This window comes from Pantoea sp. Cy-639 (assembly GCF_011752525.1).
In the GTDB taxonomy this organism is placed as follows: domain Bacteria; phylum Pseudomonadota; class Gammaproteobacteria; order Pseudomonadales; family Pseudomonadaceae; genus Aquipseudomonas.
The window spans coordinates 84,643-99,204 of the sequence record NZ_VWXI01000004.1 but is presented as its reverse complement, the minus strand read 5'-3'; the positions used below and the strand labels follow the sequence as shown (position 1 = coordinate 99,204).

The following is a 14,562-nucleotide window of genomic DNA, read 5'->3' as shown; positions in this document are numbered from 1 at the left end:
CGCGGAGCAGGGCAACGGCAGCACCACTCATCCATATAACAGATTGATCTAAAACTCTCGCAAACCACCCCGGTCACTACCTAAGTGCCCACCTTTGGTGCACACCTCCCCAACGGCAAAACCGGTAAGGACTTATGTGCGGATTAGCAGGAGAGTTGCGTTTCACCCCCATCGACCAAGCACCACGCCCGGCGGACCTCGCCGCAGTGGAACGGATCACCCATCACCTGGCACCTCGCGGCCCCGACGCCTGGGGCTTTCACAGCCAGGGACCGATCGCCCTCGGCCATCGCCGGTTGAAGATCATGGACCTGTCCGACGGCTCGGCGCAGCCGATGGTCGACAACACCCTGGGCCTGGCTCTGGCCTTCAACGGCGCCATCTACAACTTCCCGGAACTGCGCCAGGAGCTGCAGGACCTGGGCTACAACTTCTACTCCGACGGCGACACCGAAGTGCTGCTCAAGGGCTATCACGCCTGGGGCGCGGCCTTGCTGCCCAAGCTCAACGGCATGTTCGCCCTGGCCATCTGGGAGCGCGATAGCCAACGCCTGTTCCTGGCCCGCGACCGCCTCGGCGTCAAGCCGCTGTACCTGTCGCGCAACGGCGAACGCCTGCGCTTCGCCTCGACCCTGCCAGCCCTGCTCAAGGGCGGCGACATCGACCCGATGCTCGACCCCGTGGCCCTCAATCACTACCTCAACTTCCATGCCGTGGTCCCGGCACCGCGCACCCTGCTGGCCAATGTGCAGAAACTCGAGCCTGGCACCTGGATGCGTATCGACCGCCACGGCGAAGTGCAACGCCAGGCCTGGTGGCAACTGCACTACGGCCCCAACCCCGACGAACAGGATCTCGACCTGGAAGACTGGACCAGCCGCGTGCTCGACGCGACCCGCGATGCCGTGGCGATCCGCCAGCGCGCGGCGGTGGATGTCGGCGTGCTGCTCTCCGGCGGGGTCGATTCCAGCTTGCTGGTCGGTCTGCTGCGCGAAGCCGGCGTCGACGACCTGTCAACCTTCTCCATCGGGTTTCAGGACGCCGGTGGCGAACGTGGCGACGAGTTTCAGTATTCCGACCTGATTGCCCGCCACTACGGCACCCGCCACCACCAGTTGCGCATTGCCGAAAGCGAGATCATCGAGCAGTTGCCAGCAGCGTTCCGCGCCATGAGCGAGCCGATGGTCAGCCACGACTGCATCGCCTTCTACCTGCTGTCACGGGAGGTGGCCAGGCATTGCAAGGGGGTGCAAAGCGGCCAGGGCGCCGACGAGCTGTTCGCCGGCTACCACTGGTACCCGCAGGTCGACGGCGCCGATGATCCGTTGTCGGCCTACCGCGACGCCTTCTTCGACCGCAGCCATGCCGAATACCGCGACACCGTGCAGGCCCCCTGGCTGCTGGAGACCGACGCCGCTGGCGACTTCGTCCGCGAACACTTCGCCCGCCCCGGCGCCTCGGACGCGGTGGACAAGGCCTTGCGCCTGGACAGCACGGTGATGCTGGTCGACGACCCGGTCAAGCGGGTGGACAACATGACCATGGCCTGGGGGCTGGAGGCGCGCACACCGTTCCTCGACTACCGCCTGGTCGAGCTGTCGGCGCGCATTCCGGCGCGTTTCAAGCTGCCCGATGGCGGCAAGCAGGTGCTCAAGCAGGCCGCGCGGCGGGTCATTCCCCATGAGGTGATCGACCGCAAGAAAGGCTACTTCCCGGTTCCTGGCCTCAAGCACCTGCAAGGCGCGACCCTGGACTGGGTGCGCGAACTGCTCACCGATCCGAGTCAGGACCGTGGGCTGTTCAAGCCGGCGATGCTCGACCGCCTGCTGAGCAATCCCCAGGGCCAGCTCACGCCATTGCGTGGCTCCAAGCTGTGGCAACTGGCGGCCCTGAACCTGTGGCTCAGCGAACAAGGAATCTGATCGATGAAAGCCCACGAAATCGCCTATGGGCAACGCCTGCTACGCGGTCAGGCGCCCTCCTACGAGCGCCTGCAGGCGCGCCTGGCCGGAGACGGCAGCGAGCCCCATGACCAGCCCCGGGCCGTGCATTGCGGCTGGGGACGCCTGCTGATCGGCCATACCTACCCCGACCCGGCCAGCCTCGCCGAGGACCTGCTGGACGAGCAGGCCGGCGAGCGCGATATCGCCCTGTACGTGGCCGCGCCCCAGCAGGTTCTGGCCCAGGCGCCACAGCAACTGTTCCTCGATCCGTCCGACACCTTGCGCCTGTGGTTCACCGACTACCGTCCGGCACAACGCGTGTTCCGCGGATTTCGCATCCGCCGTGCGCAGAGCGCGACGGACTGGCAGGCGATCAACACCCTGTATCAGGCACGCGGCATGCTGCCGGTCGACCCCGGGCTGCTGACGCCCCGCCACCTCGGCGGTCCGGTGTACTGGCTCGCCGAAGACGAGGATACCCAGGCCGTGATCGGCAGTGTCATGGGCCTGGACCACCACAAGGCCTTTGCCGACCCCGAGCACGGCAGCAGCCTGTGGTGCCTGGCCGTCGACCCGCACTGCACCCGCCCGGGCGTCGGCGAAGTGCTGGTGCGCCATTTGATCGAGCACTGCATGAGCCGTGGGCTGGCCTGCCTCGACCTCTCGGTGCTGCACGACAACCGCCAGGCCAAGCGTCTCTACGGCAAGCTCGGTTTTCGCAACCTGCCGACCTTCGCGGTCAAGCGCCGCAACGGTATCAACCAGCAACTGTTTCTCGGCCCAGGTCCGGAGGCCGGGCTGAATCCCTACGCGCGCATCATCGTCGACGAGGCCCTGCGCCGTGGCATCGAGGTCCAGGTAGACGATGCCGAGGGCGGCCTGTTCACCCTCAGCCTCGGCGGACGGCGTATCCGCTGCCGGGAGTCGCTCAGCGACCTGACCAGCGCCGTCACCATGACCCTGTGCCAGGACAAGCGCCTGACCCGCACAGCCCTGCACCAGGCCGGCCTGCAGGTGCCGGCGCAGCAACTGGCCGGCAACGCCGACGACAACCTGGCGTTTCTCGAAGAGCACGGCGCGGTGGTGGTCAAGCCGGTGAACGGCGAGCAAGGCCAGGGCGTGGCGGTGAACCTGGGCCGTATCGAGGACATCACCCGGGCGGTGGAGCAGGCCCGTCAGTTCGACGGCCGCGTGCTGCTGGAAAGTTTCCATGCCGGCAGCGACCTGCGCGTGGTGGTGATCGGCTACGAAGTGGTGGCGGCCGCGATCCGGCATCCGGCCCAGGTGCTCGGTGACGGCAAGCACAGCATCCGTGCGCTGATCGAGGCCCAGAGCCGCCGACGCCAGGCGGCCACCGCCGGTGAAAGCCGCATCCCCCTGGACGAGGAGACCGAGCGCACACTCAAGGACGCAGGCCTGGGCTACGACGACGTCTTGCCGGCCGGCCAGCGCCTGGCCGTGCGCCGGACCGCCAACCTGCACACCGGCGGCACCCTCGAGGATGTCACCGCGCGCCTGCACCCCGTGCTGGCCGACGCCGCCGTGCGCGCGGCCCGGGCCCTGGAGATTCCCGTGGTCGGCCTGGACCTGATGGTCCGCGACGCCGAGCGTCCGGACTACGTGATCATCGAGGCCAACGAACGCGCCGGCCTGGCCAACCACGAGCCGCAACCGACGGCGGAGCGCTTCGTCGACCTGCTGTTCCCGCATAGCCGCGCGCTGACCTGAACCTGCGGGCGCTGGCAAGACCGGCGCTTGGCCGCATCGCGCGCCCAATGCAGCAACCCTGATGCATCGAGGAGTCCCCCATGCCTGAACGACACCCCGAACCCGATCTCGACTATCTGAAAAAGGTCCTGCTGGAGATGCTCGCCATCCCCAGCCCCACTGGCTTCACCGACACCATCGTGCGCTACGTCGCCGAACGCCTGGACGAACTGGGCATTCCCTTCGAACTGACTCGCCGCGGCACTATCCGCGCCACCCTCAAGGGGCGCCAGAACTCGCCCGATCGCGCGGTCTCGGCGCACCTGGACACCATCGGCGCCAGCGTGCGCCAGTTGCAGGACAACGGCCGCCTGGCCCTGGCGGCGGTGGGGTGCTGGTCGAGCCGGTTCGCCGAGGGCAGCCGGGTCAGCGTGTTCACCGACACCGGCGTGTTTCGCGGCAGCGTGCTGCCCTTGATGGCCAGCGGGCATGCGTTCAACACCGCCATCGACCAGATGCCGATCAGCTGGGAGCATGTGGAGGTGCGCCTGGACGCCTATTGCACCACCCGCGCCGACTGCGAGGCGCTGGGGATCGCCGTCGGCGACTTCGTCGCCTTCGACCCACTGCCCGAATTCACCGAAAGTGGTCATGTCAGCGCCCGACACCTGGACGACAAGGCCGGGGTCGCGGCCCTGCTGGCCGCGCTCAAGGCCGTGGTGGAAAGTGGCCGCCAGCCGCTTATCGACTGCCACCCGCTGTTCACCATCACCGAGGAGACCGGCTCCGGTGCCGCCGCCGCCCTGCCCTGGGACGTCAGCGAGTTCGTCGGCATCGACATCGCCCCGGTCGCCCCGGGACAGGCCTCCAGCGAGCACACGGTGAGCGTGGCCATGCAGGACTCGTCCGGCCCCTACGACTATCACTTGTCACGCCACCTGCTCAAGCTGGCCGGCGACCAGGACCTGCCGGTGCGCCGCGACGTGTTCCGCTACTACTTCAGCGATGCCCATTCGGCGGTGACCGCCGGGCATGACATTCGCACCGCCCTGGTAGCCTTCGGTTGCGACGCCACCCATGGCTACGAGCGCACCCACATCGACAGCCTGTCGGCCCTCAGCCGGCTACTGGCCGGCTACCTGCTGAGCCCCCCGGTGTTCGCCAGCGACTCGCAGCCTGCCAGCGCCTCGCTCGAACGTTTCAGTCACCAGTTGGAACACGACACGCAGATGGAAAGCGATACCCGGGTGCCGGCAGTGGACAGCCTGGTAGGCAACAAGGGCTGAGCGCCGAGGCGCAGCACTGCGCATGGCGACCGATTTCACGTAGCATGCAGCCATTCCCATCACCGTTGCCCTGACCATGCTGATCCCCCACGACCAACTGGAAGCCGAAACCCTGACTCGCCTGATCGAAGACTTCGTTACCCGCGATGGCACCGACAACGGCGACGACACCCCGCTGGAAACCCGCGTGCTGCGGGTTCGCCAGGCGCTGGCCAAGGGGCAGGCGTTCATTCTGTTCGATATGGAAAGCCAGCAGTGCCAGTTGCTGGCACGGCATGAAGTGCCGAAGGAGTTGCTGGAATAGGCGACAGCAACGTCACCACACTGGCCCGCCCGCTGCTGAGGTGATGCCCTGACTCACAGGAATAACGTGGGAGCGGGCTTGCCCCGCGATGCGATGCCTGGCGCCGGATTTGCCGGTGATCGCGATGAGACCTACGGCACTGTCTTCCTGTGCACCAGCGCAGCAGTCAGGAAGACAGCATGATCGCCTAAGGTGAATCGCACCTCAGCGTAGAACCGAGCAGGTCGTTTCGGCCCGCAGTTTCTGTTCCTTGATCCGCCTCTGGTGCACCTCGGAACGGTCTACCGTCACCTCAAGGGGTGCTGTAATGCCGAACCGGACATGCCTCCCCTCTTTCCCCTCCAACGACATCACCTCGATCCTGATGTCGTCGCCGATGACGATCGCCTCGCCGACTAGTCGCCCGATTACCAACATGCTCCGATCCTCCAGCTCAAGGGAAAATCGGAGACTGCCCGGGTAGCCATGACCTACACAACGGCTCCACAGACAAACAGATCAGGCCTACATTTGGCGGTAAATACTCCTACAGACAAAGCCTATCTGTGACGTGATTTCGCCCGCATCTTCACCGCCATCTCGGCCATTTCATCGTAGAGCCGCCGAGGTGCCTGGCACTTCAACTGCCAAGCCTGACGCCCGGCCTCATGGGGCAGAATGAGAAATTCACCCGCCGCGACCTGGGCATGGATGTACTCGGCAATATCGCTGGCGCTGATCGGTGACCCCTCCAGCAGCCTGCCGACCTGGGCCTTCATTGCCGGATCCGGACCGCGGAAAGAATCGAGCAAGTTGGTCTGGAAGAATGACGGGCACACCACATGCACCGCCACCTCCACCTGACGCAGCTCCACCAGCAGGCTTTCCGACAGCGCCAGCACCCCGGCCTTGGCGACGTTGTAGTTGCTCATGCCCGGCCCCTGCATCAGCGCCGCCATCGAGGCGATGTTGATGATCCGCCCACGGCTGCGCTCGAGCAGTGGCAGAAACGCCTTGCAGCCCTTGACCACGCCCATCAGGTTGACCGCGATCTGCCAGTCCCAGTCCTCCAGGGACAGGTCGGCGAAGAATCCACCCGACGCCACGCCGGCATTGTTGACGATCACATCGATACCGCCGAACTTCTCTTCGCAGGCCTGGGCCAGGGCAGTGAGCTGGCTGTAGTCGCGCACGTCGCAGCGCTGGGTGAAGCCCTCGCCACCCACCTGGCGTACCTGCTCCAGGGTTTCTCGCAGCCCCGCCTCGTTGACGTCGGCCAACGCCAGCTGCCAGCCCTCGCGCGCCCAGCGCAGGGCGATCTCGCGACCCAGGCCCGAACCGGCGCCGGTGATCATCATTCGGTTGTGCATGTGTGGCGCCTTGAACAGTGGGAATGGGCTGGAGTCTAGCCAGAACCCGCTCGGCGGCGCTGCGGCATCAGCTTGCTGAATGAGGCGCTATCCGCAATGGCTGACACCTCCAGCAAGCCGATTGAATCTTTGCGCCAGGCCACCAGTCGGAAACAGTAAGCGCCCAATCGTGCGCTCCCGGCCCTTCCATCACGCAAGGACTCCGCCATGACCACGATCCTCATCATCATCCTGATTCTGCTGCTGATCGGCGGCTTACCGGTCTTCCCTCACTCCCGCGCCTGGGGCTACGGCCCGTCCGGTATCGTCGGCGTGGTGCTGGTGGTCCTGCTGATCCTGGTGCTGCTGGGGCGCATATGACCTCATGAAAACGCCAACGCCCCGGCACAGGCCGGGGCGTTGGCGTTCAACCACGAAAGGATCAGTGCGAGACCGCGCCGCTGGCTCCCAGGCCGGTCTGCGAGCGGACGAACTGCGGGAAGAACAGCGCGCGCTCGTCCTCGGCAGCCTTGGACTTGTCGGTGACCGAGAAGAACCAGATACCGGCGAAGGCGATGATCATCGAGAACAGCGCCGGGTACTCGTACGGGTAGATCGGCTTCTCGTGCCCGAGGATCTGCACCCAGATGGTCGGGCCGAGGACCATCAGCGTCACCGCGCTGATCAGGCCCATCCAGCCGCCGATCATCGCGCCGCGGGTGGTCAGTTTCTTCCAGTACATCGAGAGCAGCAGCACCGGGAAGTTGCAGCTGGCAGCGATGGAGAAGGCCAGGCCGACCATGAAGGCGATGTTCTGGTTCTCGAACAGGATGCCCAGGCCGATCGCCAGCACGCCCAGGGCGACGGTGGTGATCTTCGACACACGGATCTCGTCCTTGTCGTTGGCCTTGCCCTTGCGCCAGACGCTGGCATACAGGTCATGGGACACCGCCGAGGCACCGGCCAGGGTCAGCCCGGCGACCACTGCAAGGATGGTGGCGAAGGCCACCGCCGAGATGAAGCCGAGGAAGATGCTGCCGCCCACGGCATCGGCCAGGTGCACCGCCGCCATGTTGTTGCCGCCCAGCAGGGCGCCGGTGGCGTCCTTGAAGTCCGGGTTGGTGCTGACCAGCAGGATCGCGCCGAAGCCAATGATGAAGGTCAGGATGTAGAAGTAGCCGATGAAGCCGGTGGCGTACAGCACGCTCTTGCGCGCTTCCTTGGCGTCGCTGACGGTGAAGAAGCGCATCAGGATGTGCGGCAGGCCGGCAGTGCCGAACATCAGCGCCAGGCCCAGGGAGAACGCCGAGATCGGGTCCTTGACCAGGCCGCCCGGGCTCATGATCGCCTCACCCTTGGCGTGCACCTTGATCGCCTCGGAGAACAGGGTGTTGAAGTCGAAGCCGACGTGCTTCATCACCATCAACGCCATGAAGCTGGCGCCGGACAGCAGCAGCACCGCCTTGATGATCTGCACCCAGGTGGTCGCCAGCATGCCGCCGAACAGCACGTACAGGCACATCAGGATACCGACCAGGATCACCGCGACGTGGTAGTCCAGGCCGAACAGCAGCTGGATCAGCTTGCCCGCGCCGACCATCTGCGCGATCAGGTAGAAGGCCACCACCACCAGCGAGCCGGAAGCCGACAGGGTGCGGATCTCCTTCTGCCCGAGGCGATACGAGGCAACGTCGGCGAAGGTGTACTTGCCCAGGTTGCGCAGGCGCTCGGCGATCAGGAACAAGATGATCGGCCAGCCGACCAGGAAGCCGATGGAGTAGATCAGGCCGTCGTAGCCCGAGGTGAACACCAGCGCGGAGATCCCCAGGAACGAGGCCGCCGACATGTAGTCGCCGGCAATCGCCAGGCCGTTCTGGAAACCGGTGATGCGCCCACCGGCAGCGTAGTAGTCGGAGGCCGACTTGTTGCGCTTGGAAGCCCAGTAGGTAATCCCCAGGGTGAAGCAGACGAAGGCCACGAACATGGCGATCGCCGATACGTTCAACGGCTGCTTGTGCACCTCGCCGGTGAGCGCATCGGCGGCCCACACGGCGGGTGCGAAAGCGCCGCAGGCCAGGACAGCCAGGGCTTTGACGTGTCGGATCATTGCTTGGCCTCCTCGAGGATCGCCTTGTTCAGCTCGTCGAACTCGCCATTGGCGCGACGCACGTAGATGGCCGTGAGCACGAACGCCGAGATGATCAGGCCGACGCCCAGGGGAATGCCCCAGGTGATCGACGAGCCAGGGCTGAGCTTGGCACCGAGCAGGTGCGGGCCATAGGCGATGAGGAGGATGAAGGCGCAGTAGAGGCCGAGCATGATCGCCGAGAGGATCCAGGCGAAGCGCTCGCGCTTGGTGACCAGTTCCTTGAAGCGCGGACTGTTCTGTATCGAGAGGTAAATGCTGTCGTTCATTGTTTTTGTCCTAGCAGCACAGATTAGGGAGTACCCGACTCCACTTTATGCTGCCGTTGGACGCCAACCAGACGACCTTAGTATTAGATGCAACGGTGTTTTACAGAATCGGTAACAACCGTGATGGCACCGCCGCCCAAGCCCGTGTCCATGAGCGCCATGGACGCGGGCTTGGGGCGTGATGGCCAGGCGTTACTTGCCGGTCCACTCCTTGACCCGCTCCGGGTGCTTGGCCACCCAGTCCTTGGCCGCCACTTCCGGCTTGGCCCCTTCCTGGATCGCCAGCATCACCTCGCCGATCTCGTCCTTGGACTGCCACTGGAACTTCTTCAGGAACTCCGCCACTTCCGGCGCCTTGCCCGCCAGCTCCTTGCTGCCGATGCTGTTGACCGTCTCGGCCGCGCCATACACGCCCTTCGGATCCTCGAGGAACTTCAGTTTCCACTTGGCGAACATCCAGTGCGGCACCCAGCCGGTCACGGCGATGGGCTGCTGCTTGGCGTAGGAGCGGCCCAACTCGGCAGTCATCGCCGCGCCGGAGCTGGCGGTCAGCTTGTAGCCAGTCAGGTCATAGTCCTTGATCGCCTGCTCGGTCTTGAGCATCACCCCGGAGCCGGCATCGATACCGACGATCTTCTGCTTGAAGCTCGCATCGGTCTTGAGGTCGGCGATGCTGTTGGCCTTGACGTATTCGGGGACGATCAGGCCGATCTTGGCGTCCTTGAAGTTGGGGCCGTAGTCGACCACGTTGTCCTTGTTCTTGGCCCAGTATTCGCCGTGGGTCACCGGCAGCCAGGCCGAGAGCATGGCATCGAGCTTGCCGGTCGCCACGCCCTGCCACATGATGCCGGTGGCCACGGCCTGCAGCTTGACGTCGTAGCCGAGTTTCTGCCTGATCACTTCCGCTGCCACGTTGGTGGTCGCCACGCTGTCGGACCAGCCGTCCACGTAGCCGATGCTCACTTCCTTGGCCATGGCCTGCGCCGTGCTCATGGCCAGCACCAGGGCGGTGCCCACCCCCAGGAAACGTCGCATTCTTGTAATGGTCGCCATCGATGCATCCCCTCGTCAGGTCTTGGAACTTGCATCATCGACCTGCCCCTCCCGGCGACCTGCTCTGTCAACGACCTTCACCCAGCGATCAGCGACAGCACTGTGCCATTAACGCCATCGTCTGTCGTGGATCTGCGCGATCCTTGCATGCCAAAGGCTTGGCGTCGGGCTACTATCACTGGCCCCTGGAGCTGCTGCGCAGCCCCGGCTCCTGAATTCGACGATGGACCGCCCGATGTTCCGCACCACCTATCTGCTCGCCTGCCTGCTCGCCCTCCTCGGCCTCGCTGCCTTCTGGTACGGCCTGGGCAAGCCCGTGCACCTGCCTGACGCCGCCAGCCCGACGCACAAGCTGCAATGCGCCTCCTACACACCGTTCGACAAGGACCAGTCGCCGTTCGACCAACCCTTTCGCCTGCGCCCGGCACGCATGGACGCTGACCTGGCCCTGCTGGCCGAGCGTTTCCAGTGCATCCGCACCTATTCGATGACCGGCCTCGAAGCCATTCCCGCTCTGGCACGCAAGCACGGGCTGAAGGTGATGCTCGGTGCCTGGGTCAACGCCAACCCGGTAGACACCGGCAAGGAAATCGAGCTGCTGATCGCTGCGGCCAACGCCAACCCGGACGTGGTCAGCGCCGTGATCGTCGGCAACGAGACCCTGCTGCGCAAGGAGGTCACCGGCGACCAGTTGGCCGCGCTGATCGGCAAGGTGAAACGGCAGGTCTCGGTGCCGGTGACCTACGCCGATGTCTGGGAGTTCTGGCTGCAACACCCGCAGATCGCACCGGCGGTGGACTTTCTCACCATCCACCTGCTGCCCTATTGGGAAGACGAGCCTCGCGGCATCGACGCGGCCCTGGCCCACGTCGCCGACGTGCGTCGGGTGTTCGGCAACCGCTTCGCGCCCAAGGACATCCTCATCGGCGAGACCGGCTGGCCCAGCGAAGGCCGCCAGCGTGAAACGGCGCTGCCGAGCCGGGTCAACGAAGCGCGCTTCATCCGCGGCTTCGTCGCCCTGGCCGAGGCCAATGGCTGGCACTACAACCTGATCGAGGCCTTCGACCAGCCGTGGAAGCGCGCCAGCGAAGGCGCGGTAGGCGGCTATTGGGGACTGTACGACGCCGACCGCCAGGACAAGGGCGTACTCGAAGGGCCGGTGAGCAACCTGGCCCTGTGGCGCCAATGGTTGCTGGCCAGCGCACTGCTGGCGCTAGCCACCCTGGCCCTGGCCGGGCGCCCGGCCAATGCCCGGGCCGCCCTGCTGCTGCCCCTGCTGGCGGCGCTGGGTGCCGGCAGCCTGGGCCTATGGGGCGAGCTGATGCGCAGCAATGCCCGTTTCGCCGGGGAATGGCTGTGGGCGGTGGCGCTGGCGGGCCTGAACCTGCTGGTGCTGGCCCATGGCGCACTGGCGCTGGCCCGTCGCGAAGGTTGGCGCCAGCGCGGGTTTGCCTGGCTCGAGGCGCACGCCGGTACCTGGCTGCTGGCGGCAGGGTTCGCGGCGGCGGTGAGCATGCTGGCGATGGTGTTCGACCCGCGCTATCGCAGCTTCCCCAGCGCGGCGCTGCTGCTGCCGGCGCTGGTCTACCTGCTGCGCCCGGTGCCGGCGCGTCGGGCAGAGGTGGCGTTGCTGGCCTTTATCATCGGCGCCGGGGTGGCGCCCCAGCTGTGGCACGAGGGGCTGGCCAACCAGCAGGCCTGGGGCTGGGCACTGGTCAGCGTGCTGATGGTCGGGGCGCTGTGGCGCAGCCTCAGACTGCGCCAGGCATGACGCCAGCGCAGGTCAAGGCCAGCTCAGGACCTGACCAGACGCAACCCCGCCAATACCAGCGCAAACGCCGCGATGCTCGCGGTGTACAACACCAGCGCCGGAACCCCGCACACCAGCGCCAGCCCCGCCAGCCACTTGCCGCCTGGTCCTCGCAGCAACTGGGCCAGCAGTGCCAGGCCCAAGGCAGCCCAGGCCATCACCTGGTGGTGGATCGCCAGTCCCAGCAGCGAACGCACCTCGCACGGCCAAGGCGCCCCCTGCGTGCTGCACACACCGACCCAGCTGGCCTCCTCCATCAACTGGTAGCGCACGCCATAGCTGCCCACCAGCAACAACAGCAGCAATACCAGCAACAATGGCACGGCCCACCCACGAGACATCCGGTTCTCCAATAGCGCTCAGCGAAAGCGCGCATGATCGCCCAAGGGCTGCTGTAAGGCAAAATCAACGCTTCGCAGCTATGTTGCACAAGACAAACGTTGCCCGGCGCGGCAACATCTGGCGCGACAAAGGCATGAACGGCTGGCAACTTTGCCCGTCCTGCCATGGTCCTAGCCTGCGTACTGCACGACCTTGCGTTTTCCTTGGGGGACTACATGCTTCGATCTTTGCGCCTCGCCGCCCTGCTCGGTGGCCTGCTCATGGCTGTGGCCGCTTCGGCGCGGGATATCGACGCGGCGAGCTACGGCTATCCGTTGACCAACCCGTTCGAGGCGACCATCGCCACCACGCCGCCGGACCAGCGCCCGACGCTGCCCAGCGACGACGACATCGACCAGGCCGACTACAGCCTCAACCTGCGCCCGGAGCGCCAGTTCACCCTGCCCGACAACTTCTGGTCGGTGAAGAAGCTGCGCTACCGCCTGGCCAGGCAGGACCACCAGGCACCGCTGATCTTCCTCATCGCCGGCACCGGTGCCCCCTATTCCAGCAGCATCAACGAATACCTGAAGAAGCTGTTCTACCAGGCCGGCTACCACGTGGTGCAACTGTCCTCGCCCACCAGTTGGGACTTCATGAGCGCCGCCTCGCGCTTTGCCACCCCAGGTGTCAGCCGCGACGACGCCGAGGACCTGTACCGGGTCATGCAAGCCGTACGCGCCCAACACCCGCGCCTGCCGGTCAGCGACTACTACCTCACCGGCTACAGCCTCGGCGCACTGGATGCGGCGTTCGTCAGCCAGCTGGACGAGACCCGCCGCAGCTTCAACTTCAAGCGCGTGCTGCTGCTCAATCCACCGGTGAACCTGTACACCTCCATCACCAACCTCGACAAGATGGTGCAGACCCGGGTCAAAGGCATCGACAAGAGCACCACGTTCTATGAACTGATGCTGGAGAAGCTCACCCGCTACTTCCAGGACAAGGGCTACATCGACCTCAACGAAGCCTTGCTCTACGACTTCCAGAAGTCCCGCGAGCACCTGTCCAACGAACAGATGGCCATGCTGATCGGCACCTCGTTCCGCTTCTCGGCGGCCGATATCGCCTTCACCTCCGACCTGATCAACCGCCGCGGCCTGATCATTCCGCCAAAACTGCCGATCACCGAGGGCACCAGCCTCACGCCGTACTTCAAGCGGGCCCTGCAGTGCGATTTCGACTGCTACCTGACCGAGCAGGTGATCCCTATGTGGCGCGCGCGCACCGACGGCAACAGCCTGCTGCAACTGATCGACCAGGTCAGCCTGTATGCCCTGGAAGGCTACCTGCACGACAACCCGAAGATCGCCGTGATGCACAACGCCGACGACGTGATCCTCGGCCCCGGCGACATCGGTTTCCTGCGCCGGGTGTTCGGCGACCGCCTGACCCTGTACCCCCACGGTGGCCATTGCGGCAACCTCAACTACCGCGTCAACAGCGACGCCATGCTGGAGTTCTTCCGTGGTTAACAGACTGCTGCTCGTCACTGCCCTGCTCGCCAGCGGCCACGCCCTGGCCGAGGAGATCGCGCCGCGTGCCAGCGCGGTCGAAGCCGACACTGTCGGCACCCTGGCCGCGGAGCCCGACGGTTTCATCGATCCGCTGCGCGAACTGAAATTCAACCCCGGCCTCGACCAGCGCGAATTCGAACGCTCGACGCTGGCCGCGCTGAACGTGTACGACCCGTTGGAGTCGCTGAACCGGCGCATCTACCACTTCAACTACCGCTTCGACGAGTGGGTGTTCCTGCCGGTGCTCGATGGCTACCGCTATGTCACTCCAAGCTTCCTGCGTACCGGGGTGAGCAACTTCTTCAGCAACCTGGGCGATGTCCCCAACCTGTTCAACAGCGTGTTGCAGCTCAAGGCCAAGCGCTCGGCGGAAATCACCGCGCGGCTGATGTTCAACACCATCATCGGCGTGGGTGGCCTGTGGGACCCGGCGACCCACATGGGGCTGCCCAGGCAGAGCGAGGACTTCGGCCAGACCCTGGGCTTCTACGGAGTGCCGGAGGGGCCGTACATCATGCTGCCGATCCTCGGCCCCTCGAACCTGCGCGACACCACCGGGCTGGTGGTGGACTACGTCGGCGAGAAGGAAATCAACTACCTGGATGTGCCCGACAATGCCAGCGATCATCCGGAGATCAGCGTGCTACGGGCGGTGGACAAGCGCTATACCACCAACTTCCGCTACGGCCAGACCAACTCGCCGTTCGAATACGAGAAGGTGCGCTACGTCTATACCCAGGCACGCAAGCTGCAGATCGCCGAGTGATTGATTGCCGGGCCAGTTCGCCTCCACTCATGGGCGCGAACTGGCCCGGCAA

14 protein-coding genes are annotated in these 14,562 nt (G+C 65.4%); 8 read left to right on the top strand and 6 right to left on the bottom strand.

Going from position 1 to position 14,562, the window contains the following annotated elements; all coding sequences use genetic code 11:
* Nucleotides 1-134: 134 nt before the first annotated feature.
* The 4 genes from F3J43_RS06710 to F3J43_RS06695 all read left to right on the top strand — a co-directional run bounded on the left by F3J43_RS06710 (nucleotide 135) and on the right by F3J43_RS06695 (nucleotide 5,240).
* Entirely contained in the window at nucleotides 135-1,922 is a 1,788-nt protein-coding gene (locus F3J43_RS06710; protein WP_166884030.1) for an N-acetylglutaminylglutamine amidotransferase, read from the top strand.
* Nucleotides 1,923-1,925: 3 nt separating this feature from the next.
* On the top strand, nucleotides 1,926-3,671 hold the full coding sequence (gene ngg / locus F3J43_RS06705) for an N-acetylglutaminylglutamine synthetase (RefSeq protein WP_166884029.1): 1,746 nt from the start codon (nucleotides 1,926-1,928) through the stop codon (nucleotides 3,669-3,671).
* An 80-nt stretch (nucleotides 3,672-3,751) separates the two neighbouring features.
* Nucleotides 3,752-4,936: an osmoprotectant NAGGN system M42 family peptidase gene (locus F3J43_RS06700; protein ID WP_166884028.1), complete on the top strand. Its 1,185-nt coding sequence runs from the start codon at nucleotides 3,752-3,754 to the stop codon at nucleotides 4,934-4,936.
* A 76-nt stretch (nucleotides 4,937-5,012) separates the two neighbouring features.
* Nucleotides 5,013-5,240, top strand: a complete 228-nt coding sequence (locus F3J43_RS06695) for a YheU family protein (RefSeq protein ID WP_166884027.1) — start codon at nucleotides 5,013-5,015, stop codon at nucleotides 5,238-5,240.
* 204 nt (nucleotides 5,241-5,444) lie between these two features.
* Here the strand turns inward: F3J43_RS06695 and F3J43_RS06690 are convergent, their stop codons facing one another.
* Both F3J43_RS06690 and F3J43_RS06685 read right to left on the bottom strand, forming a co-directional pair.
* Nucleotides 5,445-5,657 (bottom strand): carbon storage regulator, encoded by a 213-nt coding sequence (locus F3J43_RS06690; protein WP_166884026.1) that lies wholly within the window; start codon nucleotides 5,655-5,657, stop codon nucleotides 5,445-5,447.
* A 122-nt stretch (nucleotides 5,658-5,779) separates the two neighbouring features.
* Complete coding sequence (locus F3J43_RS06685; RefSeq protein ID WP_166884025.1) at nucleotides 5,780-6,589, bottom strand: SDR family oxidoreductase; 810 nt, start codon at nucleotides 6,587-6,589, stop codon at nucleotides 5,780-5,782.
* 207 nt (nucleotides 6,590-6,796) lie between these two features.
* Here F3J43_RS06685 and F3J43_RS06680 point away from each other — a divergent pair, with 207 nt between their 5' ends.
* Nucleotides 6,797-6,949 carry a DUF3309 family protein gene (locus F3J43_RS06680; protein ID WP_166884024.1) on the top strand — a complete coding sequence of 51 codons (153 nt, stop codon included), beginning with the start codon at nucleotides 6,797-6,799 and terminating at the stop codon, nucleotides 6,947-6,949.
* A gap of 61 nt (nucleotides 6,950-7,010) precedes the next feature.
* Here F3J43_RS06680 and F3J43_RS06675 read toward each other — a convergent pair whose 3' ends face one another.
* From F3J43_RS06675 to F3J43_RS06665, 3 genes are all read right to left on the bottom strand, one after another.
* A complete protein-coding gene (locus F3J43_RS06675; protein ID WP_166884023.1) occupies nucleotides 7,011-8,675 on the bottom strand; it encodes a cation acetate symporter in 1,665 nt (554 codons plus the stop codon).
* Nucleotides 8,672-8,983: a DUF485 domain-containing protein gene (locus F3J43_RS06670; protein WP_166884022.1), complete on the bottom strand. Its 312-nt coding sequence runs from the start codon at nucleotides 8,981-8,983 to the stop codon at nucleotides 8,672-8,674. Before F3J43_RS06670 ends, F3J43_RS06675 begins: the two co-directional genes overlap by 4 nt.
* 192 nt (nucleotides 8,984-9,175) lie before the next feature.
* Nucleotides 9,176-10,018, bottom strand: a complete 843-nt coding sequence (locus F3J43_RS06665) for a glycine betaine ABC transporter substrate-binding protein (protein ID WP_502706599.1) — start codon at nucleotides 10,016-10,018, stop codon at nucleotides 9,176-9,178.
* 253 nt (nucleotides 10,019-10,271) lie between these two features.
* Between F3J43_RS06665 and F3J43_RS06660 the strand changes: the two genes are divergently transcribed.
* Nucleotides 10,272-11,807: a glycoside hydrolase family 17 protein gene (locus F3J43_RS06660; RefSeq protein ID WP_166884020.1), complete on the top strand. Its 1,536-nt coding sequence runs from the start codon at nucleotides 10,272-10,274 to the stop codon at nucleotides 11,805-11,807.
* A 23-nt stretch (nucleotides 11,808-11,830) separates the two neighbouring features.
* Here the strand turns inward: F3J43_RS06660 and F3J43_RS06655 are convergent, their stop codons facing one another.
* Complete coding sequence (locus tag F3J43_RS06655) at nucleotides 11,831-12,187, bottom strand: hypothetical protein (RefSeq protein ID WP_166884019.1); 357 nt, start codon at nucleotides 12,185-12,187, stop codon at nucleotides 11,831-11,833.
* Between the two features lie 216 nt (nucleotides 12,188-12,403).
* On the opposite strand from F3J43_RS06655, the gene mlaY reads away from it, so the two are divergent.
* Together mlaY and F3J43_RS06645 are read left to right on the top strand one after the other, a co-directional pair.
* Entirely contained in the window at nucleotides 12,404-13,702 is a 1,299-nt protein-coding gene (mlaY, locus tag F3J43_RS06650) for a lipid asymmetry maintenance lipase MlaY (RefSeq protein ID WP_166884018.1), read from the top strand.
* Nucleotides 13,695-14,510, top strand: coding sequence for an MlaA family lipoprotein (locus F3J43_RS06645; protein ID WP_166884017.1), 816 nt, complete (start codon nucleotides 13,695-13,697; stop codon nucleotides 14,508-14,510). The genes mlaY and F3J43_RS06645 overlap by 8 nt, the downstream gene beginning before the upstream one ends.
* Nucleotides 14,511-14,562 lie beyond the last annotated feature (52 nt).